Here is a 23,684-nt window from a genome sequence, read left to right as displayed (position 1 = left end):
ATTCAAGGCAGTTCAACTGCCTTGGTACATAGTTTTTAGCGAAGACGGCCATGGTTGATTGCGGTCGGAGATTTACAGTATAATAGGAATGACGTCTGTATTCAGGGAGGAATTTACGTGTCGTATTCACAAAAATTGATTAATCAGATTCAATCGGGTGAACTTGAAAATATTAATGAACTACTCAAGCAAGCAGTGGAGAATGATGTTGATGAAGATGTTTATCTATTGGCAGATAGTTTGTTCCAATTAGGGTTTCTTCAAGAGACGAAGACGGTGTTGCATCAATTGCAGCTGCGCCATCCAGAAGATGATGAAATTAAAGTAAATTTAGCAGAAATTGCGATCGAAAAAGGACAAGATTTGCAAGCTATTGAGTTGCTGGATCAAATTGGCCCGAGATCTTCTGCCTATATTCAGTCGCTATTGGTGGCCGCTGATTATTACCAAACACAAGGATTGCCTGAAGTCAGTGAGTCCAAGTTATTGGAAGCGAAGAAAATAATGCCAGAAGAACCGATTATTCATCTAGCATTAGGTGAGTTGTACTATTCGATGGGTAAGTACACTCAGGCAACTCGCTGGTATTCACGCTTGTTAGAGCAAGGATATCATGATATGGGTGGTGTCTCAATTAAGGCACGTCTAGGTTCAGCCTACAGTGCTAGTGGAGCGTTCGAAGAAGCCACTCCTTACTTGAATGAAGCTACTCAAGATGACGAAGATATTGATACTCTCTTCAACCTGGGCTTGACCTACTTTCAGCAAGAAGAGTTTACTCGAGCAATTGAGAGTTTTCGACGGGTCCTTTCGTTAGACCACGGTTATACGTCGGTGTATCCGTACTTGGTAGAAGCTCTATTGGCAGAGCATCGCTTGGATGAAGCAGCGCAAGTCATTGAGCGCGGATTGACGTTTGATCAGACGAATCATTATCTCTATCTTGTTGGCGCAAAAGTAGCGATTAAACAAGAACAGTTCACTCAAGCAAGAGATTACTTCCAACAAGCCTATCAGATTAATCCCAATAGTGAAACTACGATTTTAGAGTATGCGAACTTCTTAATGTATCGCCAGGATTATGTTGGCGCGGTAACTATTTTAGAAGAGGCGCTGAGCAACTTCGATACGGATCCGCAAATTTATTGGCTACTGGGGAATGCCTACAATGAGTTAGAACAGTTTGAGCAGGCACGAGAAGCGTTCAGTCAAGCGTATGATTTCTTTGCAGAGACAGATGAATTTTTACTTGATTATGCGACCTTTTTACAAGAGGATGGTCAGCGTGAACGATTGCGAGAAGTGGTTGTTCGCTATCTCGATATTCATCCACATAATCCTGAGATGACACAGTTACTTCACCGATTAGATGATATATAAAGAGGGCGATAGCAAATGAGCCGATCGACTAATTTAGAAGACAAGCAGCAGTTTTTGAAGTGGTTTTTGAAGACGTATCAATTGAAGCGTCGGGAATCAGTTTGGATTCTTGAGTATTTAATGGATCATGAGTTAGTGTTAGATAAGACATCCTTTGTTCAGTGGGTTGATAAGACGCCGCGAGGAATGATGATTACGGCAGCAGGGATGAGTGATCCTGCTTTTCGATTGTATAAGGAAGGGTTCGCTGTTCAAGATCCTGAGAAAGTTTTTCATGAGATGCGGATGCATTGGACGGAGAAGTTGTATATTGAATTGAATTTTCCTGATGCGTTCTTGAATCCTTTATATGTAAAGGTGTTAGAGGATAATCCATATGCACGGTGGAATGATCGGATTGCGGTAGAGACGGTTGCTAGTGCTAAGCATGCAGTGTTGATGCTTCAATTAGCTCATCGTCGTCAAGAATTGTTAGAGCAGATTGATGCGAGTCTGGAGAGGAAGAATAAAGGGGACTTCCACTTGTTGACGGAAGAACTCGCAGCAATTGAGCGTAAGCAAGAAATATTGAAGTAAGGTGAGAAGATGACAGAGATGAAAGATATGCAAGCGCGTGTTGATGAATATATTCGTCAATTTAAAGTGGGCTATTTTAGTCCGCTCGCGATGATGGCACGTTTGAGCGAAGAGACCGGTGAATTAGCCCGCGAAATAAATCATCATTATGGTGAAAAACAGAAAAAATCATCAGAAACGGAAAAAGCAATTGCTGAAGAATTGGGTGATGTCTTATTTGTGCTAATTACGATGGCTAATTCGTTGGAGATTGACTTAGAAGAAGCATTTGAACAAGTGATGATGAAATTTGAAGTGCGTGATTATAATCGATTCGAACGCGTAGATGAACAAGAAGGGACAGGGAGATCTAATGGTGCCGAATAAATTGACGTTTACGCCTCTATTTAGACAAGCTCTGCCTGTATTGAGACAGTTGACAGATCATGGGTATGAGGCTTATTTTGTCGGAGGTAGTGTGCGAGATGCCTTATTAGGACTAGAAGTCAATGATATTGATATTGCGACGAGTGCTCTGCCAGAAGAGATAAAAGAAATATTTCCACGAACGGTAGATGTGGGAATTGATCACGGTACGGTGATGGTTATGGTGGATGGAGAAGCTTATGAAATTACCACTTTCCGAACAGAATCCACCTATCAAGATTTTCGTCGACCGGACTCGGTTGAATTCGTTCGTTCTTTGCGAGAAGATTTGCAGCGACGTGATTTTACCATCAATGCAATGGCAGTAGACGAAACGGGTGCGATTTATGATTATTATGATGGCCGAGCTGATTTAGAAGAAGGGATTATTCGAGCGGTTGGAGAAGCAGATGAGCGTTTTAATGAAGATGCCTTGCGGATGATGCGTGCTGTTCGGTTCTCAGCGCAGTTAGGGTTTGACATTGAAGCGTCAACTGAGCTGGCGATCAAAGAGAATGCCTCATTATTGGAACATATTGCAGTGGAGCGGATTCATATTGAATTTGTTAAGTTGATGTGTTCTCAAGCACGTGCTAAAGGGTTGAAGAGCATGCTGAAGACAAAATTATTCGAATATTGTCCGGAGCTAGCGCGTAACAAGTTAGCACTGATGTATCTAAGCAACCATGAAGGGGATCTTCAGAGTGAGCAACAAGCGTGGAGTTTATTAGTGCATTATATGAATTTCTTAATGCCGACAAATTATCGTGTGGATATTAGACAATTCTTACGTCAGTGGAAATCATCGAATCAAGTCATTGCAGCTGTTGAAGCAATCGTATCTGGAATTCAAAAGCGACAAGCAACAGAAATGATGGATCCTTTTGATATTTATCAATTAGGAGCTGAATTGGCAAGGGATGTCGAATATTTACTTACGTTAATTGATGGGAGTGGGCGTCCAGATAAGGCGACTGCTATGCATCAATCTTTACAAATTAAATCCCAACAAGAACTGGCGATTTCTGGAGCAGATATTATGAAGCTAACCGATCAGAAGCCCGGTCCGTGGCTAGGTGATGTGTTAGCTCAGTTAGTAGAAGAAGTTGTCTATGGCCGTCTCGATAATAATGAAACGATTTTACTGGCTTATGTTAGCGAACATTTAATTTAATTGTATTTAGGAAAAACGATTTGATAGGAGGGAATGGGAGCGAATGAATGAGTCACCAATATATGCTATTGTAGATATCGAAGCGACATCGGGAAGTTTGCATTCAGATGAAGGCATGATTCAATTTGCTTGTATTCTCTTCCAGGACGGTCGTGTATTAGAAGAGTTCAATACCTTGGTAAATCCACTCAAGCAAGTGCCTGTTCGGATTCAGGAGTTGACGGGGATTACGCAACAAGATGTGGATTATGCGCCGCTATTTGAAGAAATTGCACCTATTATTCATGAACTGCTGCAAGAGACTATTTTTGTGGCACATAATGTGGCATTTGATTTTGAGTTTTTGAATGAGCAATTCCAAAGAGTTGGCTTGCCATCACTTGAGATTCCAGCAATGGATACAGTGGTGTTGTCTCAGATTTTATTCCCAAATGCGAACTATTATAATTTACAAGAATTGACGGAATGGTTAGGGTATGATCTCGACACACCGCATGATGCATTATATGATGCGCGAGCGACCGTGTTTTTGTTGCGCCAGTTATTACAAAAAGTCGGGCAGTTGCCGGTAGTGACGTTACAGCAGTTAGCTCAGTTAGGAAGCGGCTTACCGTATCAATCGGTGCAATTATTTCAGTGTGAAGAGAAATTTGTTGGAGGATCAGGCCCACTAGCTGAAGGCTTGATGCTTTACAATGGTGTGGCCATTAGAGAACCACAATCTCAACTTCAAAGTCGCTCGTTGTTGAGGGAGCAGACTTACCCAGAGACCACGGCAGCTAAACAAGCTTACTTCAAGCAGTCCTTTACACTGCGGCCACATCAGGGGCAGTTAATGGATCTTGTCTATGAACAGTTAAGTCAGTTGGAAGGCCAGAGTCAGTTAGCGATTGAAGCTCCATCAGGCTTAGGGAAGTCAATCGGCTATTTATTCCCAAGTGTGATTGAGGCTGAACAGGGACAACCCGTTATTATTAGTACGTATACGACCGTTCTGCAACATCAATTACTGACAGAAGCAATTCCGTTATTATCTGAACAGATGGATCGGCCACTTCAAGCCGTATTGATTAAAGGCAAGCGACATTATTTATCATTAGATCGCTTTATCTATCAATTAGATCAATCAGTCCAACCAGGTGAGGTGGAAGCTTTTATTTGTATGCAAGTGTTAGTTTGGTTGATAGAGACAGAGACTGGCGACTTGGATGAATTGGGCATCAGCCAGCACCAGCAGCATACTTTCTGGGAAACTATCCGTGTCAGTCAGACAGCTGATCATACGGTTGATTTTTATCAGCGTATGTTGGACCGAGCGCAGTATGCCGATTTAATAATTGTCAACCATGCTTATTTGCTCACACATTTAGATGATTTTCCACTTTTTCAATCAGCAGAACGTATTATCTTTGATGAGGCGCATCATTTGTTGCAAGCAGTGCGACAGGTTTCGACTGCGCAAGTTTCAAAGAAAGATTTTAATGGATTGATGAAGGAATTGGGACATGTGACATCAGAGGGGAGTGTGCTTCAGGGCTTAGCCCAGTTAGTGGACGATGGATTGATTCCCCCTTATTTGCTTGAGACTATTCAGTCGTATAAAGCATTATTGACAGAGGAATGGCATCATTTAATGAGCGAATTTCATGTTTACTTACCTACAAGTGATGGATCTGATCTTGGCTGGCAAGAGGTTGCAATTGATCGAGCGGATTTATCTAGTCAACTATTCTCTCAATCTCGTCGGGTCTTGAAGCTGATTCAGGCACTTCATTATTATCTAGATCATATCGATCAAATAGCGCATAACCAATCGTCATTACAAATGACAGACCACTATATCCTAGCTGACTTACGGGTAGCTAAGCGGGCATTAAGCCATTTGGGTGACACTTTTGAGTTGATTTTTCAACAAATAAAAGAGCACCAAATGAGTTGGGTTTCTTTTTATAGTGATGCGCCTGAACCAACTCTACAGCTCAAAACGTTCAGTCGTAAACGTCAACAAGAAATATTGCAACGACTTCAAGCAGTTAATCATGTGTTATATATAAGTAGTACGTTGTCAGTTAATCATTCTGTTCAATTTTTTAAGCAACAATTAGGCCTTGATGAATTGCCATACGTTGAGCTGTCCAGTCCGTACCAGTTCCAGACACAAGCTCAGATAATTGTACCGTCTGATATTAAGCCGATTAAGAAATTATCGCATAAATACTTAGCACGGTATATCAGTGATTGTATTTGTACAGTAACTAAGCAGTTAAACCGAAAAACCTTAATATTATTTCATTCACTAGACTTGTTGCAGTCGGTCTATGAACAATTGATGAGCAGAGATATAGCCGATCACTATCGACTATTAGCTCAAAATATTTCGGGATCGCAAGCTAAAGTACTCAAGCGATTCAAGCAATCTGATCAAGCGATATTATTAGGAGCAGATAGTTTTTTTGAAGGGATTGATTTGCCGGGAGATCAGTTAGAAGTAATCATCTTAACACGCTTGCCCTTCGATTCACCGGATATGCCACTCGTACAACAAGAGCACGAGCGTCTCAAGCAAGCAGGTCAAAATATTTTTATGGAAGATATTTTGCCACGAGCTATTGTGAAGACCAAGCAAGCTTTCGGTCGGTTGATTCGGTCCGAGGCTGATAAAGGAGTCTTTATCATTTTAGATGACCGCTTTAAAGAAGCGAATTATAGCAAATTATTCCAAGAGTCATTACCGAATGGGAAGCATTATCAATCTATTCCCATGACGGATATTAGTAGCTGGGTGAATGAGTTTTTGTCAGCGAATGATTGTTAACCATTTATTTTAGGCTTGTTTTTTGGTATAATCAAGTCGCGATTGTAATGTATTGGTAGGGAGGTTGTGCAGTGAAAAAACTATTAATTGGGATAAATTTTGTGCTAACAGCGATCATTATTTTTATGATTTTGATGTTTAATAATGCAGCCGGCCCGTACTACCATGCCAAGGTAGAAGCGACTAATTTTGCCCGTAAACACGCTAATTTAGTTGAACAAGAGGACTTCTACTGGTACTCCGACTCAGAAGGATCTTATCTGACGGTGACCGGTCAGAATGGCGATCAAGCGTCTATTATTGTGCTCATTAGACAGAGTGATGGGGCTATTATGGTATTAGATCAAGCAGAGACCGTCTCTCAAGAAGCAATCACCGCACAGATGATAGAAGATATTGCACCAGCCCAAATTTTGAATTATCGAATGGGGATTATTGAAAAAAATATTCCTATCTGGGAAGTCACTTACAAAAAAAGTAATGGCTCATTAGGCTATTATATCGCCTCACTGGAAACCGGTGCTTGGCTAAGAACAATTGATGGATTATAATGAACAGTAAAGGAGCTTACGAGTGAAAAATATTCGAATTATTAATGCAGCAGATTATGTAGGTGAAAAAGTTAAAATAGGTGCTTGGGTTGCCAATAAGCGCTCAAGTGGGAAAATTGCGTTCTTAAGTTTGCGCGATGGCTCAGCCTTTTTCCAAGCGGTTATTGTAAAAAGTAAGGTTTCAGAGGAGTTATTCGATCTTGCGACGAGCTTGAATCAAGAGACAGCGATTTGGGTAACGGGTGAAATTTCGGAAGATGCTCGTTCTAAGTTTGGCTATGAAATTCAAGTCGAAGCTATCGAAGTTGTTGGCGAATCCGATGATTACCCGATTACACCAAAAGATCATGGGACAGATTTCTTAATGGATCACCGCCACTTATGGTTACGTTCGTCTAAACAACATGCGATTATGTTAATCCGTAATGAAATCATCCGAGCAACACATGAATTTTATCAACGTGAAGGATTCATACAGATGGATTCACCGATTCTAGTGGGGAATGCAGGGGAGAATACGACTGATTTATTCCATACCGAATACTTCGATGAGGATGCGTACTTAGCGCAGACCGGTCAGTTGTACGGTGAAGCAGGTGCGATGGCATTAGGAAAAATCTATACATTTGGGCCAACCTTCCGTGCTGAAAAATCAAAAACTCGCCGTCACTTGATTGAATTCTGGATGATTGAACCAGAGATGGCGTTTGTTGAACATGATGAGTCGTTAGATATTCAAGAACGCTACGTGGCACACTTAGTTCAATCGGTGCTGGATAACTGCGACTATGCTCTTGATGTCTTGGACCGAGATAAAGAACAGTTGAAAAAATATACCCAATTACCTTATCCACGTATTAGCTACGATGAAGCTATTGAAATCTTACAAGATAACGATTTCGATGTTGAGTGGGGCGTTGACTTCGGTTCGCCGGAAGAGACCTTCTTAGCTGAACAGTACGAAACACCGATCTTCATTACCAATTATCCAAAAGCTATTAAAGCCTTCTATATGAAGCAACACCCTGAACGTGAAGATGTGGTTATATGTGCAGATATGATTGCGCCAGAAGGATATGGAGAAATCATTGGTGGATCGCAACGTGAAGATGATTATGAAAAATTATTGAAAGGCATTGAGAACTTCGGCTTAGGAACTGAAGAATACGAATGGTACTTGGATTTACGTCGATACGGATCTGTTCCGCACTCTGGATTTGGCTTAGGCTTAGAGCGTACGGTTACTTGGCTTGCTGGAACTGAACATATTCGTGAAGCCATTCCGTTCCCTCGTTTACTGAACCGAATCTACCCATAAAGTGAAGATGATACATGAACAATATCAAAAACTGCTGTTCTTTCAGCAGTTTTTATATTGAAAGGAGATTGATCGCATATGACTTGGGCTATGATGCAAGATTGGTTGCACCAAGGACAGTTAACCATTCCCAATGTTTTATTAAAATATTACCGTCAGATTGGCTTGAATGAACGAGAGTTGGTTGTCTTATTGCAACTACAAGCTGCCAATCAACAGGAAGGTTTTCCTAGTTTTCAGACGATTGCCCAGCAGATGAACTGTAGTCGTGATGAATTATTTGAAGCGATACAGTCCTTAATTAATAAGCAAGTGCTGACAATTCATACAATCCAGAATAGTGCAGGGAAATCTGAGGATCGTTTGAACTTTGATGTCTTATATGAAAAACTATGGCATTGCTTGCAACAGCAACAGAAGCAAGCAGCGGAAAAAGAAGAAACTTTTAAATTGCAGGATCTTTATACATTGTTCGAACAGGAATTCGGGCGGTCGCTATCACCAATTGAGCTAGACACCCTTAATATGTGGCTAGATGATGATCATTATGCACCAGAATTGATTCAGATGGCTTTAAAAGAAGCCGTATTGAATCAAGTGTACAGTTTAAAATATATTGACCGAATTTTGCTCAGCTGGGAGAAGAAAAATATTACGACGAAAGCACAAGTACTGGAAGAATCGAAGAAGTTTCGTCAGACAAAGAGTGATCAGTTGGAGCGAAGTCAGGCGCAACGAAAGAAACCGATGAAAGATGTACCGTTGCATGATTGGTTACGCGATGTGAGACCAGGTGAGAGGGGAGAATAAGATGACAGACAATTTACTGACCAGCGAAGAAGCAACGAAAGTCATTCAAGCGATGGGACAGTTATTCCCAGAAGCGAAGGCTGAACTAAATCATGATAGTCCATTTCAATTGTTAATTGCGGTTATCTTAAGTGCACAAACAACCGATGTCGGGGTGAATAAAGTCACACCGGGTTTATTCGAAGCATACCCTACACCGGAAGCTTTAATGCAGGCTGACCGAGAAGATATTATGGAAAAAATTAAAACAATTGGTCTTTACCGGAATAAAGCAAAATTTATTAAAAGTTGTGCGACCGATATTGTTGAGCGCTTCGGAGGCGAAGTTCCACAGACCCGTAAGGAATTGCAATCGTTAGCCGGTGTCGGACGTAAGACAGCTAATGTAGTAATGAGTGTGGCTTTCGATGAACCAGCGATCGCAGTCGATACGCATGTCAATCGAATTAGTAAAAAGTTCAATATTGCACCGGAAGATGCTAGTATTCGTCAAGTTGAAAATTGCTTAATGGAAAAACTGCCAGAAGACTTATGGAGTCAAGCACATCATTGGCTGATCTTCTTCGGACGCTACCAATGTCCGGCTCGAGATCATGATCACGAGGAATGTGTTCGCAAAGTATATGATATTGTCGACTCTATGTAAAAATAATCGCATAATTAAAAGCTTGTCTTTCTTAGCGTACAGAGCTGAGAGACAAGCTTTTTTGAGTTTAAACTATCCAATTTCCCATTAAAATAATACACAATTTGTAGTGAGGATGAAGATAGACTCTATATATTATTATGATAAGAAAAAAATTGTGAGAAAAATAGGCATTATTATTTATATTTTGGTATAATATGAGAAAGATTATACAAGGGAGTGAATAGAGTGAAAAAGATACGATTAGTTTTATTTGGGTTTGGCACGGTTGGGCAAGCTGTATACGAGCTTTTAACAACTGAAAGATCACGTATTTTGGGAGTTGTTAACCAATCAGCTGACCAATTACAAGATAAAGTGGATTATGATATTGTATCTATTGTTGTTCGTGATGTAGAAAAATATCAAGCGGAATTCTCACATATAAGTCATCTCTTTACAACAGAGTGGCCATCTGAAGCGGATTATGATCTAGCTATAGAACTAGTGAGCTCGGCAGCAGGAGGCGATATTATAGCACAAGCACTCGAATCTGGTAAAGATGTGGTGAGTGCTAATAAGTTAGCACTGTACCAATCTGCTGGACAATTAGAGACACTAGCTAATGAGCACGGCAGAATACTTCGTTATGAAGGAGCAGTAGCAGGAGCTATTCCAATCTTGCAAATTATCTCACCACTTGGATCAGGTGAGATTCAACTAATTCGAGGTATATTGAACGGGTCAACCAATTATATTTTAACCCGTCTATTTGAAGATTCGGAGTTATCAGTGGAAGATGCAATTGCTGAAGCATCGAAAAAGGGCTACTTGGAAGCTGATCCAACTCTTGATGTAGGGGGATTTGATGCGTTATATAAATTAGGGATTTTAATTTATATGGCGACTGGACAATATCCAGCAGAATCGGATATTGAGCGTATAGGAATTGACACACTAACGGATGAAGCGATCGCTGAAGCAAAAAGTGCCAATAAAACGTACAAACTTGTGGCAGAAGCAGATTTTAAGACCGGACGATATCGTGTAACGCCACAACTGCTAGCATCTACAGATCCACTTTATGGAGTGGATGGTAGTCTGAATGCTGTGACATTGACACATCAATATGCAGGTGAATTAACACTGCAAGGTCCTGGTGCAGGTGGATTAGAGACAGCTAGTGCGGTAATTAGTGATTTGATTTATATAATGAGAGAGGGTGCATAACGAGTGAAAATTATTATTGCAGGTGCGACTGGCTTGGTGGGACGTACAATGATTCAAGTTTTAGAGGAAAAGAATATCCCGTGCCAAATTATTCCTTTAGCGTCCAAACGATCGGCCGGTCAAACAATTCAATTTAAGGGAAAAGATGTTGTCATTCAAGAGTTGTGTAAAGAAACCATTAAAAAAGCAAACGCTGATTATGCTCTATTCGCCTTGTCAGCTAGTTTGTCTGCTAAGTATGCACCGTATACTAGTCAATATTGTACCGTTATTGATAACTCTTCTAATTTCCGTCAAGACCCGGATATTCCCTTAGTTGTGCCAGAAGTGAATGCAATTCAAGCTTATGCGGATGCGCCAATTATTGCGAATCCGAACTGTTCAACAATACAGAGTGTAGTTGCCTTAGCTGAAATTTACCGTGAATTTGGCTTGGAGAGAGTACGCTATAGCACGTATCAGTCTGTCTCTGGTTCAGGAAAACAGGGAGTAGATGATTTAAATCGTGGACGTCTGGGTGAAGCGAATCAATTCTACCCTGAACCCATTTACAATAATGTCTTACCTCATATTGATGATTTTACAGCTGATGGTTATACAAAAGAAGAGCATAAAATGATTCAAGAAACGCGAAAAATTTTAGGTGATACTAGACTTAAGATTTCAGCTACTTGTGTGCGTGTTCCGATTGAAAGTTCACACGGGGTAGATATTACATTCAAAACAAAAAAGAAAGCTTCGGTTGATGATATTGCTCGTGTGCTTGAACTGGCTCCTTCTGTAATATTTTATTCAGAGACAGCGGAGTATCCTACACCACTTGACAGTGCAGGGCAGGATAAAGTATTAGTTGGCCGCTTGCGTTCAGATCTAGCGGAGGATGATCGTGGATTTCGGATGTGGGTTGTTGCTGATAATATTAGAAAAGGAGCGGCAACTAATACAGTCGAGATTTTAGAAAAACTATTGGAGTATAAGTCAACGAAAGGACTTTAAACATAAATGAGTAAACGAATTGTGGCAAAATTTGGGGGATCCAGTTTATCTGATGCTCAACAATTTAAAAAAGTTAAAGCAATTATTGAATCCAATGAACAACGGCAAATTATTGTACCGTCTGCGCCCGGTAAAAGTCGCAAAGAACAACATAAAGTAACTGATTTACTATTAATGTGTCATCAATTAGCAAGTCATCATTTAACCATCAAAGAAATATTTGAGGTAGTAGAAAGAAGATTTTTGGCGATTCAAGAAGCGCTAGCGATTGATTTTGATTTAGCAACAGAATTGAAAGTTATAGAAGACAATATTATGGACGGGACCTCAGTTGATTATGTAGTGAGTCGCGGTGAGTATTTAAATGCTAAGTTATTAGCCGCGTATCTTGATTTTGAGTTTTTGGATGCTGTCGATGTGATTTTTTTAGCTAAGGGAAAGCCGGATATGACAGCTAGTATGAAAGCCTTGAAAGAACAAGTGAAAGAGGGACAATCGGTAGTTATTCCAGGTTTTTATGGATGCAATGAATTGGGTGAATTACAAACTTTTGCTCGTGGCGGCTCAGATATTACGGGATCTATAGTAGCAGCTGGGTTAGAGGCCTCTTTATACGAAAATTGGACAGATGTTTCGGGATTTTTGATGATTGATCCCAATATTTATCCCTCAAAATCCATGAAAGCTATTACTTACAGTGAACTGCGCGAATTATCTTATATGGGGGCTAGCGTATTACACGAAGAGAGTGTTATTCCTGTTCGTAACCAACATATACGTATTCATATTAAAAATACAAATGATCCCCATGCGCCGGGAACGCTGATTATTCCTGATACAGAAGCTATCAGTAATGCCACCATTACAGGAGTTGCCGGCAAACAAAACTTTACTTCTGTCCGTATCGAAAAAACATATATGTCTGAGGATCTCAGTTTTTATCGTAAACTTATTAGTGTATTTGAGACAAATGATCTAAAAATTGAACATATGCCGACGAGTATAGATACCATTACAATTATCGTGCCGACTGATTTATTTGAGACAAAGAAAAACAAAATTATTGAAGAAATTAAAATCTATTGTAACCCAGATAATATTGTTATTTCTTCCGGTCTGGCCATTATTGCTGTAGTGGGACGGGGAATGATTGCCAACAAAGGAACGAGCGCTAAAATATTTACCGCTCTAGCTCAACGTCATATCAATATTCGGATGATTTCACAAGGAAGTGGTGAATTGACTATCATTGTGGGTGTTGCTAATGAAGACTTTAATGATACAATTCAGGCCATTTATCAGGCATTTGAAAGAGAAGGGATGAATTAAGGGATGTACTATCAATCAACTAGAGGGCACCAAGATAAAATAACAGGATCACAAGCAGTTATTAAGGGAATGAGTGAAGATGGTGGGTTGTTTGTCCCACAAAAATTTCCGCAACTCTCTTGGGAAAATGTCCGAGGCAAAGCATATCCTGAACTTGTAAAAATCATATTATCTCTTTATTTTCCTGAATTTACAGAAGACCAACTCAATCGTATTGTTCGTCATTATAATAAAAAGTTCACAAATGAATTTGCACCAGTTCGATCATTTGGGAAGCGATCATTTTTGGAATTATATCACGGGCCGACAGCTTCATTTAAAGATATGGCATTAACCGTGTTAGCAGAAATTGTATCCGTTAGCCATGAAGTAAATAATTTAGCTAGTGATATACTGGTTTTAGTGGCAACTTCAGGTGATACGGGAAGTGCAGCACTGCATGGATTCGCTGGACAAGAACATGCACACATAAACGTATTTTATCCAACAAACGGAGTATCAGAGATACAAATGCGTCAAATGGAAGCAGTGAACCAACCGGGTGCCGTAACATATGCTATTGAAGGGAACTTTGATGATGCTCAAAAAACCGTAAAAGAACTATTCAGTGATTCAGCTATAAAGACACTGGCATCTGATAAAAAGATTAACATTATGACAGCCAATTCAATTAATATTGCTCGACTTATATCGCAAATTGCTTATTATTTCTACAGTTACGATCAACTCGTAAATACCAACGTCATTAAAGCAGGGGAAAGCATAGATATAGCCGTGCCAACAGGTAATTTTGGCGATATTTTAGCTGGAATTTATGCAAAACAAATGGGGTTACCGATTGAAGGAACAATTTGTGCCTCTAATAGCAATAATGTGCTGACAGACTTTTTTCATACAGGAGTTTACAATACGAATCGCGATTTTGTAAAAACCTATTCTCCATCTATGGATATCTTAATATCGAGCAATTTGGAGCGGTTTTTGCACTTGATTTCTAGCGGGAATTCACAGATGATTAAAGAAGCATATAACACCTTAAATCAGACTGGACAATTTACTTGGTCTGAAGGATTCCCAGAGTATTTACAAGCAGATTTTTCTAATGATGAGCAAACACTTCAAGGTATTCAAGAAGTCTTCGTCACGGATAAGTATTTAATTGATCCGCATACAGCTGTAGCTTATCAAGCATCAAAATTATCAACACGTCATTGTTTGGTTGTTTCAACGGCTAGTCCGTATAAATTTGTTGATCCCGTTCTTCAAGCTATCCAATTAGAGACAAGTGGCACTTTACAAGAGAAAATTTATCGCTTAGCAGAAGTGACTGGAACGACTATTCCAGAATCCATTGTAGCCATTGCCAATGCAGACATTCAACCGAAGCATATAATTGACAAAACGGAGATAAAAGATCGGGTGAAGGAGTTGTTAGAGAAACGATGAAAGTATATGTACCAGCTACAACTGCAAATATCGGCCCGGGATTTGATAGTTTAGGTATTGCGCTCAATCTATATAACGCGTATGAATTATGTGATAAGAAAAGTTGTAAGGCATCACATACATTAGCCGATGATGCCTTTCAGAAATATTTTACTGCGCTGGATAAAAAGGCACCTCCATTATGCGTCTGTATTGTTGAAACATCTATCCCCATTTCACGGGGATTAGGCTCCAGTGCCAGTTTAATTGTTGGTGGGTTATTGTTAGCAAATCAGTATAATAATCACGCTCTCACGGATGAAGAATTATTGAATTTAGCAACAGAGATGGAGGGGCATCCTGATAACGTTGCGCCAGCTCTACTAGGCGGACTTGTTATTTCGACAGTTAGAGAGGGCAAGGTTTACTGTCAAAAAGTTGCCTTATCAGAAACATTGGACTTTGTTACCTTTATTCCACCGTATGAATCATCTACTAGCGAAGCACGACAACTGCTTCCAGATCTTTATCCTAAAGCAGATGTTGTTCATAATATTTCGCGTGTAGCCTTGTTAGTGAGTTGTTTGATGACTGAAAATTATCATAATGTAAGCGAATCCCTTGAAGATAAATTACACGAACCTTATCGGAAAGATACTATTCCTGATTATGCACCGATTAAAGCCTTGAAGCAACTACCCGATATTTATGGAAGCTTTATTAGTGGTGCTGGGCCTACTATGATTGCCTTAGCTCATGTTACTACTGAGACAAAACATATGCTCTCAAGACAATTTTCCCATCTTAATATACGTTATTTAACGGTTAACAATCAAGGCTATTATTGGGAATAGGTGAGTCTTAAATTTTAAAGATCACCATGAATGAAGATAAAAATAAGCTAAGAAAAACAGCTAGGCTACCAGTATTCTTTGGTGCTTAGCTGTTCTTTCATCTTTCACAATTTATTAAAATGTTGAGGTACCAAATCTTTCTTGGATAAAGTAGACCATATTCTTCCACCAGCTATTTTCAGCATGAACGGTATAATCAACTGTATAATGTCCACCATCATTGTGCCAAATGCGATCATAATAAGCAGTCACTTCTTGCATTAGATCTGAGTCATGTGGGCCGACCACTTTTAAATCGGTTTCTAAGTTATAATCATCCAAATTACGTCGTGTGAAGTTGGCGGATCCCCCGATAATGGTCATGTCTTCTTGCCCTTCATGAACAAGAAACTTCGCATGATATTGTTCACCGTGTGTTTCGTACCAACGAATATCAATATTTTCCTCATCAATTAATTTCGCAGCAACAGGTTTATTGGGAATACCGATCTTTTTAGCTCCGAATGCATCGCGGTTAATATCTAGGATAAGTTGAATATTGACTCCACGTTGGCTTGCTCGTTTCAACTCATCAATAATGTCGCGGTCAGATAAATAGAATAAACCGGCTTTTAAGTGATCACCAGATTGGGCAGATTGAATAGTGCTCAGTAAGTGTTCTTTAATCTTTTGTTCGGTAATAAGTTGGACTTGGTAAGTGCCATTCGAAGTTGTTTCAGACTCAATTGCGGATGCATCGGGAATATATTGATCTTCAACGTCAGACCAACGTGCAACAGAACTGTCACTGTAATGTAAATCATTCAGCACATCCCCTTGAACGGTGAAGGCAATGTTAGAATGATAACCACTTCCATCATGCGGATTCCATGAAGCAATTAAAGCCGTTTTTTCACTCATAACGGTCTTCCGGTGGTTGGCCTTGAAGTTCAGCATTTCAATGTAAGAGCCGATATTGACATCAGGACCTTGTGGACGCAAGACATTTTTCATATAACTAGCTGTGGAAGGAGTGAACCATTGCAGGTAAGAACGGTATAGACTAGAGTAGAGGGGATTCGAGTCACGCAAAGGTTTCAAATCCGTCTGAACGACTTTGATTCCGACCTCTTCCATTGCTTTGAAATGATCAGGTGTATAGGTTCGATAGAAGCTATTAATCGGATCAGTCACCAACAGAATGTCCATTTCGGGATTGTTTTGCTTTTTTTGAATTAAGCGGTCTGCTAAGTCATGTGACACGGAAGGAAACTTCTGAGACGTACGATCATAGTCGTCATTGAAGAGAAAGAGATCCATCAATAAGAAAGATTCTGCTTCATCGATAATATCATACATATGATCTAAGATTGTTTGGTCATTTTGAATCGTGCCATCTTCTGTCTCATATGTTAAATCGTAAATAAACTTTGCTGAATCCGTCTGATAGACATCACTTTCATATGAGACGGACTCTGGTGATGATTTGAAGACGTGATAGCTTCCGACCACCACTGGAATCAGAATAAGTACTGCACCTAATGTTTTAAAAAATGATTTTTTTTGCATGCAACCAAAACCTTTCAAATTATGCTTGTCTTTATCATACCATAGATTAATTGATTTCTAAATTGACTCTTGAAAAAAAGTATTATATGATTAATTTATTATGTTAAAATAGTAATGATAAAAAAGATTAAGGATGGTTTGATGACAGTAGTAAGTGGATTAATTGTAACAATGGTCATTGCAGGGTTATCGATGGGAATCGTCGCTTTATTGCCTGTTGATTTTGTTGGGGCTACAGTAGTTGCTCTTTTTATTGGTATGCTTGTGGGGAATCTATGGACATTACCGGAGCAAGTGAAACCGGGTGTACAGTTCGCTGCCAAGCGTTTATTAAAAGTATTTATTATTTTGCTCGGAGCTTCGATGAATATGGCCTTGATTGCGGAAGTAGGGGTACAAGCGCTCATTTTGCTGGCTTTTACGATTGGGACGGCTTTTATCGCTGGGAAATTATTAGGGAAGTGGTTCGGTACGGGGCGTGAACTGACCGCACTATTGTCAGCAGGTGTGGCGATTTGTGGGGGTTCAGCAATTAGTGCCTTATCGCCCGTTATCGAAGCGGAAGAAGAAGAGACAACTTACGCAATTTCGACTGTTTTTTTATTCGATATGGTCTTAATCATCCTCTTTCCACTAGTGGGACAACTGCTAGGCTTTTCTGACCAAATTATGGGATTCTGGTCAGGCACCGCGATTAATGATACATCAAGTGTAGTTGCAGCGAGTTTTGCTTTCTCAGCTGGTGCGGGAGCGATAGCTACGACGGTTAAATTGACTCGTACGTTAGGTATTATCCCTGTTGTGTTGACTTATGGTGCTTTACAGTCTCGAGAAGGCGATAGTTGGCAGCAGACGCTGGGACGAGTTTTCCCTTGGTTTATCGTTTTATTCGTAGGGTTAGCCTTAGCTAATACAGTAGGATGGATTCCAGAAGAGTTAGGCGCGCCTCTGAATGACTTGCGAAAATTTTTAATGGTTACCGCGTTAGCAGGTGTGGGATTGAAAACAGACCTGAATACGATTCGAACAGTGGGAGCTAAGCCATTCTTGCATGCTCTTATCTTATCAGCAGCAGTGATTGTCATTGCAATTGTGGTTATTTTAGGACTTATTGTTTAAACGGGACTAAAATTTGAATCAAAAGGAGTTGTTAGATCAATGAAGCAAGATGGATTACAATACGGTACGCCGTTAACTAAACGACAAAGATGGCAAGGATTTGGCTACTATGCTTTAATGATTATTGGCAGTTTACTGGCGTACTTCCCAGCATTAGTGATAATTATTGAAGAACAAATTAACCAAATCGGGTATTCGCGTTTTTCAGCAGTACAGTATGCGTTATTATCACTTATTCAGCCATTAGTACTAGCACTCATTGCATTATTAGCGGGGCAATTCTTCTTTCAAAAAGTAGGCTTGCATGCTGTTATCTATGAGCGGTCAGCCTATGCATGGGCGCTATTCAAGGATAGCCTTAGCAGTGTTTTGTTGCTTGGGCTCGAACTAGGGATAGGAATTGGGTTAGCTGATTTATTTTTTAGTGCATTTATCCCGGAATTAACAGAAATGATGCCTTCTGTTCAGTCCTTATTAGCAGGTGTGTTCTATGGAGGCGTGATTGAGGAAATCATGTTGCGCTTTGGTTTAATGACGACTATTATATATTTCCTGTCTCGCTCAAGTAGTCGCCTTAAGTCATGGCATTATTGGTTAGCTATTAGTATCGTAGCGATTGTTTTTGCTTTAGGACACTTACCAATGACGCTCCAATTATTCGAGATGACTCCTTTTGTATGGTTACGTCTCCTTTTATTAAATGGAGTGGCTGGGATGATGACAGGATATTTTTATTGGCGTTTCACACTAGAATCAGCGATCTTATGTCATATGATGGCACATGTTGGGATGTATGCCGTTCAATTATTGCTGGCTGTTGTATTATAATAAGTGAATAGTTTCTAATTTAAGAAAAACATTGATTTAAATTAGGATTAGAAGAGGCAATCTGGTATAATGAATGGTAGATTATGAACAGAGGGAGAGTTGTCCAAGAATGGACTCTAGTCAAATAAGTAGCTTGATTTTGTTTGTTATCTTTGTACTCATGTCGGCTTTTTTTGCAGCTAGCGAGACAGCTTTTACTTCCGTTAGTGAAGTGAAATTGAAGACAGAAGCGAAGAATGGCAATAAAAAAGCTGAAAAAACGTTACAGCTAAAACAAGACTACAATGCATTACTTACCGCTATTCTGATTGGCAATAATATTGCTAACATTGCTTGTTCAGCAATTGCGACGTTATTTTTTGTTCGCTTGATGCCTGATTATGGGGCCATGGTTTCAACGATTGTGACGACAATCTTATTATTATTCTTAGCTGAAGTCACACCAAAGTTGGTTGCCAAATTGTTGTCTAAGCAGATTGCGATGTTTGGGGCTTCGATTTTAAGTGTCGTTATTATTTTGTTTAAACCCCTCATTTGGTTGGCGACGTTATGGCAAGATATGATTAATCGTCTCGTCCCAATTGAGAAGGTGAATTCAATTAGTGAGGCAGAGTTACTGTCATTTGTCGATGAAGCACGTTCTGAGGGGAGTATTGAAGCGGAAGAGCACTCATTAGTGAAGGCAGCGATTGAATTCGATGATGTCGAAGTGGGGACTATTTTAACACCACGCGTTGATGTGAACGGGGTCGATATTGATGCGACCGATGAAGAGATGGAAGAGGCATTCGAAAAATCAGCCCATTCACGGTTAATCGTCTATGAAGAATCAATTGATCACACAGTGGGAATACTACACCAGAAGGACTTCCACCGTTACCAGCGAGCAAAAGCTAAAGGAAAGCTTCGCGTACCGTCTATCGTTCATTTGATATCAGAAGTTGACTTTGTGCCACCTGTGATGAAAGTGTTTGATTTACTCCAAATGATGCAACGCAAAAAACGACATATGGCTGTGGTAGTTGATGAACACGGAGGTATGTTAGGAATTGTGACTATGGAAGATACCTTGGAAGAATTGGTCGGTGAAATATGGGATGAGACTGATATTATTGAAGATGAAATAACGATTGTGGAAGAAAATCAGCTTTATGAAGTGAAAGGAACGTATTCACTGCATAAGTTGTGTGAATTATTAGGGATCGTACCTGCTGATGATTGGATTTCAAGTACTGTGAGTGGGTTCATGATTGAACAACTCGAGCGGGTACCGGAAGAAGGTGACACATTTATTTACGATCATTTTACCTTTAAAGCAACCGGTGTAAAACAGCGACGGGTGAATAAAGTTCAAGTAAAACGTGTGCACTTAACTGAAGAGGAGCACAAATTATAGCACGGAGAAGATAGTCTCATTTCTTGAGGCTATCTTTTTTTGATGAACTATTAGCAGAAGATCGACCTTACATCTGTTTGGGCTTCAAAGTTAGTGTCTATCTCTATTATTATCTGGAGATTTTTAGATAGTTTCGTCATATTTCTTCTCAGCTAACGGTTTATCAAAAACTGAAAAAGTGAGTTTAAACTAAAAAACTTTCATTCTATCTAGCGATTTGTGACTAGAATAGAATGAAAGTTAAAATTTATTTTGCGCGAGGCGTTATATCCAAAGTGTTTGCCGGAAGTTTAATGCCTTCTTGAGAAAGGCGTGAGATGTAATATTCAAAGAAATCCCACTGAATATTCCATTCATGACCAGGCTTGGTGAAGATGTCAACCCGCAAGGAAGCTTGCCCATTTTCCATTGGGTGAACAATAATATTAGGTTCTCCCACAATGGTTGGATAATCTGGGAATTTTTCTTTATTAACTTGTCGAATAATTGAACGTACTTTTTCCGTATCTGTATCCGGGAAGAGTCTAATATGCACATCAGCCCGCATATTTCCTTTTGAACGGTTACAAATCATTTCAATCTTTCGGTTAGGGATGTAGTAAATAGAGCCGTCGAATCCTTTTACTTGTGTGGTTTTTAAGTTCGTATCAGCAACGGTTCCCCATGTACCATCAATGACAACTTGATCACCAATATCAATCTGACCTTCCATCATAATCATAAAGCCATTAACAATATCAGACACAAAATCTTGTGCCCCTAGTGAGAAGGCTAAACCAATTACTCCGGCCCCGGCAATCAGTGAGCCAACAGGAACACCAATAATTTCTAACACACTAAACATGGCTAAGAATACCAGTACAGCATTATAAATATTGACAATAATGCGTTCAACTGTATTGACCCGTACAGGATTTTCTGCCCGATTTTTTTGCCGATTAAAGCTCCCTTTAATGAGACGATTACCTATCTTCTTAGCAAGTAAATATAAGATCAATACAATAATAATCTGGATAATACCGATGACGGTTGAGAAGAAAATATGCTGCCAATCAATATTATTCCAGTATTCAATTAAAATATTTGTCTGTTCTTGAATATTACCTTCTAATGTTTCAGATGAATTTCCGTTCATCTATATCACTCCTTCTATTTTAATTGTTTATTTATCGTCTTACTGCTAGTCACAACGACAAATGCTATCATATTATATCATAGTTGATATAGAATGTCAGATGAGTACTAGGAATTTTTTAGTTAATGATTTAAAGCAATAAATTTAAAATTTATAGTAAAAATAGCTTAAAATATTTGTGTTTGGGCTGATATAATGGTATTCTTAGGTTAGATAATTTAGAGAGAGAGGGATATATATGACAGGAGGAGAAATTGCTGCTTTAATTGCAGCAGTAGCATTTGCACTAATTGCTTTTGTATTATGCTATTTACTGTTGAAAGTGACGGGTGTTGTAACAGAATTGAACACAACGATCGAAGAGGTAAATACAAGCTTGAATACAATTACAAAAGATGCTGACCATTTATTGATCGAAGTGGAAGGATTGTTAAACAAAACAAACACAACACTTGATGATGTCAATAATAAGCTGGGCTCAACTGATCCATTGTTTAAAGCGGTTGGCGACTTAGGAGAGTCAGTATCTGGCTTGAATGAGAAGACAGTCCGTCTAACAAAAAGTATAGCAGGAAAGAATACAAGAAGATAAATACTAACATAATTAGGAAAGGATGTTTCAAATGAGCGAAAAAGATTTTGCATCAGGATTTTTAGCAGGAACATTAGTGGGTGGCGTTGTTGCAGGAGTGACAGCTCTCTTATTTGCACCTAAATCAGGTGAAGAATTGCGTGGCGACATCGCTAACCAAGCAGATGACTTGGCACAAGAAGCGAAAAAACAAGGTGAAAAATTAAAAGACCAAGCAGAAGAAGCGGGTCAAAAAGCTGCAGACAAAGCACAAGATTCATTCGATAAAGCAAAAGATAGTGTTGAAAAAGGTGCGAAAAAAGCAGAAAAAAACTTCAATGAGGTTAAAGACTCTGTTAAAGACACAGCAGAAAACTTGAAAGATTCTGTTAAAAAATAAATCAAGTTAAATGTTATAAAAGCTCTCAGTTAAGTGCCTATTGCACCGGCTGAGAGCTTTTATATTGAAAGATTTATAAATTAATTTTGGGTATTAGTTAATTTTTGATAGGGATGATCTGAAGTTCTTTAGGATGATGGGTGAAAGACTCAGCGCCATGGTCAGTTAAGTGTACACAGTCTTCTATCCGAATCCCGACGTAATCAGGAATATAGATCCCTGGTTCAATGGAGAAGCACATATCCTCATCCAATGGTAAATCATTGCCCGGACGAATGTTGGGATATTCATGGACACTTTGACCGATACCATGACCTAGGCGGTGCATGAAGTATTCACCGTAACCGGCTTCTTCGATAATATCTCGTGCAATTTGATCCAATTCATGCGCTGTCATGCCGGGTGAGGCTGACTTCTGAGCGGTTTCTTGCGCTTCTAAAACAATTTGATAGATAGACTTGATTTCGTCCGATACATCGCCGAAACAAACCGTTCGTGTCATATCACTGGCATATCCATTGTAGATCACACCTAGATCAAATAAGACTAGCTCATTAGGTTGGAGTTGACGCTTGCCGGGAGTACCGTGTGGGCTAGCGGCATGATCACCGAATAAAACCATAGTCGGAAAGCTCATTTTTGATACGCCACGTTTTTTCATTTCGAATTCAATGATAGCAACGACTTCTTCTTCGCTAATACCCACTCGTAGGCTCTCAACACCGACCTTAATTGCTTCATCAGCCAGCTGACCAGATTCATGTAATTTTTGAACTTCTTCTGACGTTTTTAAGCGTTTAATCTGATCTAAGGTGTTGCTTATGTCCGTTAAGTTTGCCTCATTGAGGAAAGGAGTTAAGGCATGAAACCATGCAACGGTCAGTGAATCTTCTTGGATAGCAACTGTTTTAAGTGGGTTTAATGAAGACAAAATTGTTTTATCAATTACTTGCCATGGATCATCCGCATCTTCATATCCATATACGCTCAATCCACTTGCAGCTTGAGCTTCAGCTTTATCCAGCATAGGAGTGAACAGATAGCTATCTTCTGGTGTGACAAATAATAAGAAAATCCGCTCATGTGGTTCACTTATAAAGCCTGTAAAATAGGCAATTGAAGCAGGATTATTAATAATAGCTAGATCAATTTTTTCGTTCAATAAATGGTCTTGTAATGTTTTTAGTGGGGTCATTTTA

Annotated in this window: 22 protein-coding genes; 19 read left to right on the top strand and 3 right to left on the bottom strand. The window is 39.5% G+C overall.

All coding sequences use genetic code 11. The features are described 5' to 3' along the window. Positions 1–117: 117 nt before the first annotated feature. The 14 genes from HMPREF9703_RS06370 to thrB all read left to right on the top strand — a co-directional run bounded on the left by HMPREF9703_RS06370 (position 118) and on the right by thrB (position 15,488). Entirely contained in the window at positions 118–1,380 is a 1,263-nt protein-coding gene (locus tag HMPREF9703_RS06370) for a tetratricopeptide repeat protein (protein ID WP_004636500.1), read from the top strand. Between the two features lie 15 nt (positions 1,381–1,395). Next, a complete protein-coding gene (locus tag HMPREF9703_RS06365) occupies positions 1,396–1,956 on the top strand; it encodes a ReoY family proteolytic degradation factor (protein ID WP_004636498.1) in 561 nt (186 codons plus the stop codon). Between the two features lie 9 nt (positions 1,957–1,965). After that, positions 1,966–2,322: a nucleotide pyrophosphohydrolase gene (locus tag HMPREF9703_RS06360; RefSeq protein WP_004636496.1), complete on the top strand. Its 357-nt coding sequence runs from the start codon at positions 1,966–1,968 to the stop codon at positions 2,320–2,322. Beyond that, a complete protein-coding gene (locus HMPREF9703_RS06355; RefSeq protein WP_004636495.1) occupies positions 2,309–3,535 on the top strand; it encodes a CCA tRNA nucleotidyltransferase in 1,227 nt (408 codons plus the stop codon). The genes HMPREF9703_RS06360 and HMPREF9703_RS06355 overlap by 14 nt, the downstream gene beginning before the upstream one ends. 43 nt (positions 3,536–3,578) lie before the next feature. After that, the gene (locus tag HMPREF9703_RS06350) at positions 3,579–6,350 is read left to right on the top strand and encodes a helicase C-terminal domain-containing protein (RefSeq protein ID WP_004636492.1); all 2,772 of its coding nucleotides are present in this window, start codon (positions 3,579–3,581) and stop codon (positions 6,348–6,350) included. A 71-nt stretch (positions 6,351–6,421) separates the two neighbouring features. Beyond that, positions 6,422–6,901: a cell wall elongation regulator TseB-like domain-containing protein gene (locus HMPREF9703_RS06345; RefSeq protein ID WP_004636491.1), complete on the top strand. Its 480-nt coding sequence runs from the start codon at positions 6,422–6,424 to the stop codon at positions 6,899–6,901. A 22-nt stretch (positions 6,902–6,923) separates the two neighbouring features. After that, entirely contained in the window at positions 6,924–8,219 is a 1,296-nt protein-coding gene (asnS, locus tag HMPREF9703_RS06340) for an asparagine--tRNA ligase (RefSeq protein ID WP_004636489.1), read from the top strand. Between the two features lie 78 nt (positions 8,220–8,297). Beyond that, complete coding sequence (locus tag HMPREF9703_RS06335) at positions 8,298–9,029, top strand: DnaD domain-containing protein (RefSeq protein WP_004636487.1); 732 nt, start codon at positions 8,298–8,300, stop codon at positions 9,027–9,029. Position 9,030: 1 nt separating this feature from the next. Beyond that, a complete protein-coding gene (nth, locus tag HMPREF9703_RS06330; protein WP_004636485.1) occupies positions 9,031–9,675 on the top strand; it encodes an endonuclease III in 645 nt (214 codons plus the stop codon). A 228-nt stretch (positions 9,676–9,903) separates the two neighbouring features. Further along, complete coding sequence (locus tag HMPREF9703_RS06325; protein WP_004636483.1) at positions 9,904–10,884, top strand: homoserine dehydrogenase; 981 nt, start codon at positions 9,904–9,906, stop codon at positions 10,882–10,884. Between the two features lie 3 nt (positions 10,885–10,887). Then, positions 10,888–11,880, top strand: a complete 993-nt coding sequence (locus HMPREF9703_RS06320) for an aspartate-semialdehyde dehydrogenase (RefSeq protein ID WP_004636481.1) — start codon at positions 10,888–10,890, stop codon at positions 11,878–11,880. A gap of 6 nt (positions 11,881–11,886) precedes the next feature. Then, a complete protein-coding gene (locus HMPREF9703_RS06315; protein WP_004636480.1) occupies positions 11,887–13,209 on the top strand; it encodes an aspartate kinase in 1,323 nt (440 codons plus the stop codon). A gap of 3 nt (positions 13,210–13,212) precedes the next feature. Further along, a complete protein-coding gene (thrC, locus tag HMPREF9703_RS06310) occupies positions 13,213–14,655 on the top strand; it encodes a threonine synthase (protein WP_004636477.1) in 1,443 nt (480 codons plus the stop codon). Next, positions 14,652–15,488 (top strand): homoserine kinase, encoded by an 837-nt coding sequence (thrB, locus tag HMPREF9703_RS06305; protein ID WP_004636475.1) that lies wholly within the window; start codon positions 14,652–14,654, stop codon positions 15,486–15,488. Before thrC ends, thrB begins: the two co-directional genes overlap by 4 nt. A 114-nt stretch (positions 15,489–15,602) precedes the next feature. Here thrB and HMPREF9703_RS06300 read toward each other — a convergent pair whose 3' ends face one another. After that, on the bottom strand, positions 15,603–17,036 hold the full coding sequence (locus tag HMPREF9703_RS06300; protein ID WP_004636474.1) for a phospholipase D-like domain-containing protein: 1,434 nt from the start codon (positions 17,034–17,036) through the stop codon (positions 15,603–15,605). Between the two features lie 141 nt (positions 17,037–17,177). Between HMPREF9703_RS06300 and HMPREF9703_RS06295 the strand changes: the two genes are divergently transcribed. From HMPREF9703_RS06295 to HMPREF9703_RS06285, 3 genes are all read left to right on the top strand, one after another. Continuing rightward, positions 17,178–18,155, top strand: coding sequence for a YeiH family protein (locus HMPREF9703_RS06295; protein WP_004636472.1), 978 nt, complete (start codon positions 17,178–17,180; stop codon positions 18,153–18,155). A gap of 39 nt (positions 18,156–18,194) precedes the next feature. Further along, positions 18,195–18,983 (top strand): CPBP family glutamic-type intramembrane protease, encoded by a 789-nt coding sequence (locus HMPREF9703_RS06290; protein ID WP_004636471.1) that lies wholly within the window; start codon positions 18,195–18,197, stop codon positions 18,981–18,983. A 109-nt stretch (positions 18,984–19,092) separates the two neighbouring features. After that, on the top strand, positions 19,093–20,379 hold the full coding sequence (locus tag HMPREF9703_RS06285; RefSeq protein WP_004636469.1) for an HlyC/CorC family transporter: 1,287 nt from the start codon (positions 19,093–19,095) through the stop codon (positions 20,377–20,379). Between the two features lie 247 nt (positions 20,380–20,626). Here HMPREF9703_RS06285 and HMPREF9703_RS06280 read toward each other — a convergent pair whose 3' ends face one another. After that, positions 20,627–21,514, bottom strand: a complete 888-nt coding sequence (locus tag HMPREF9703_RS06280; RefSeq protein WP_004636466.1) for a mechanosensitive ion channel family protein — start codon at positions 21,512–21,514, stop codon at positions 20,627–20,629. A 238-nt stretch (positions 21,515–21,752) separates the two neighbouring features. Here HMPREF9703_RS06280 and HMPREF9703_RS06275 point away from each other — a divergent pair, with 238 nt between their 5' ends. Beyond that, positions 21,753–22,106: a DUF948 domain-containing protein gene (locus HMPREF9703_RS06275; protein WP_004636464.1), complete on the top strand. Its 354-nt coding sequence runs from the start codon at positions 21,753–21,755 to the stop codon at positions 22,104–22,106. Positions 22,107–22,137: 31 nt separating this feature from the next. Continuing rightward, a complete protein-coding gene (locus HMPREF9703_RS06270; RefSeq protein ID WP_004636462.1) occupies positions 22,138–22,485 on the top strand; it encodes a YtxH domain-containing protein in 348 nt (115 codons plus the stop codon). A gap of 97 nt (positions 22,486–22,582) precedes the next feature. On the opposite strand, the gene HMPREF9703_RS06265 is transcribed toward HMPREF9703_RS06270, so the two are convergent. Continuing rightward, positions 22,583–23,680 (bottom strand): M24 family metallopeptidase, encoded by a 1,098-nt coding sequence (locus HMPREF9703_RS06265; RefSeq protein WP_004636460.1) that lies wholly within the window; start codon positions 23,678–23,680, stop codon positions 22,583–22,585. Between the last annotated feature and the right edge of the window lie 4 nt (positions 23,681–23,684).

The organism is Dolosigranulum pigrum ATCC 51524, from assembly GCF_000245815.1.
Classification (GTDB): Bacteria; Bacillota; Bacilli; order Lactobacillales; family Carnobacteriaceae_A; genus Dolosigranulum; species Dolosigranulum pigrum.
The sequence above is the reverse complement of the archived record's forward strand: the minus strand, read 5'-3'. Positions and strand labels throughout refer to the sequence as shown.

What these genes read in the sequence shown, in the direction of transcription:
- thrB (WP_004636475.1), top strand. Translation starts at nt 14,652, where the DNA reads ATGAAAGTATATGTACCAGCTACAACTGCAAATATCGGCCCGGGATTT.
- HMPREF9703_RS06280 (WP_004636466.1), bottom strand. Translation starts at nt 21,514, where the DNA reads ATGAACGGAAATTCATCTGAAACATTAGAAGGTAATATTCAAGAACAG.
- HMPREF9703_RS06285 (WP_004636469.1), top strand. Translation starts at nt 19,093, where the DNA reads ATGGACTCTAGTCAAATAAGTAGCTTGATTTTGTTTGTTATCTTTGTA.
- HMPREF9703_RS06275 (WP_004636464.1), top strand. Translation starts at nt 21,753, where the DNA reads ATGACAGGAGGAGAAATTGCTGCTTTAATTGCAGCAGTAGCATTTGCA.
- HMPREF9703_RS06290 (WP_004636471.1), top strand. Translation starts at nt 18,195, where the DNA reads ATGAAGCAAGATGGATTACAATACGGTACGCCGTTAACTAAACGACAA.
- HMPREF9703_RS06270 (WP_004636462.1), top strand. Translation starts at nt 22,138, where the DNA reads ATGAGCGAAAAAGATTTTGCATCAGGATTTTTAGCAGGAACATTAGTG.
- HMPREF9703_RS06335 (WP_004636487.1), top strand. Translation starts at nt 8,298, where the DNA reads ATGACTTGGGCTATGATGCAAGATTGGTTGCACCAAGGACAGTTAACC.
- HMPREF9703_RS06300 (WP_004636474.1), bottom strand. Translation starts at nt 17,036, where the DNA reads ATGCAAAAAAAATCATTTTTTAAAACATTAGGTGCAGTACTTATTCTG.
- thrC (WP_004636477.1), top strand. Translation starts at nt 13,213, where the DNA reads ATGTACTATCAATCAACTAGAGGGCACCAAGATAAAATAACAGGATCA.
- HMPREF9703_RS06350 (WP_004636492.1), top strand. Translation starts at nt 3,579, where the DNA reads ATGAATGAGTCACCAATATATGCTATTGTAGATATCGAAGCGACATCG.
- HMPREF9703_RS06295 (WP_004636472.1), top strand. Translation starts at nt 17,178, where the DNA reads ATGACAGTAGTAAGTGGATTAATTGTAACAATGGTCATTGCAGGGTTA.
- HMPREF9703_RS06265 (WP_004636460.1), bottom strand. Translation starts at nt 23,680, where the DNA reads ATGACCCCACTAAAAACATTACAAGACCATTTATTGAACGAAAAAATT.
- HMPREF9703_RS06315 (WP_004636480.1), top strand. Translation starts at nt 11,887, where the DNA reads ATGAGTAAACGAATTGTGGCAAAATTTGGGGGATCCAGTTTATCTGAT.
- HMPREF9703_RS06365 (WP_004636498.1), top strand. Translation starts at nt 1,396, where the DNA reads ATGAGCCGATCGACTAATTTAGAAGACAAGCAGCAGTTTTTGAAGTGG.
- HMPREF9703_RS06355 (WP_004636495.1), top strand. Translation starts at nt 2,309, where the DNA reads ATGGTGCCGAATAAATTGACGTTTACGCCTCTATTTAGACAAGCTCTG.
- HMPREF9703_RS06360 (WP_004636496.1), top strand. Translation starts at nt 1,966, where the DNA reads ATGACAGAGATGAAAGATATGCAAGCGCGTGTTGATGAATATATTCGT.
- nth (WP_004636485.1), top strand. Translation starts at nt 9,031, where the DNA reads ATGACAGACAATTTACTGACCAGCGAAGAAGCAACGAAAGTCATTCAA.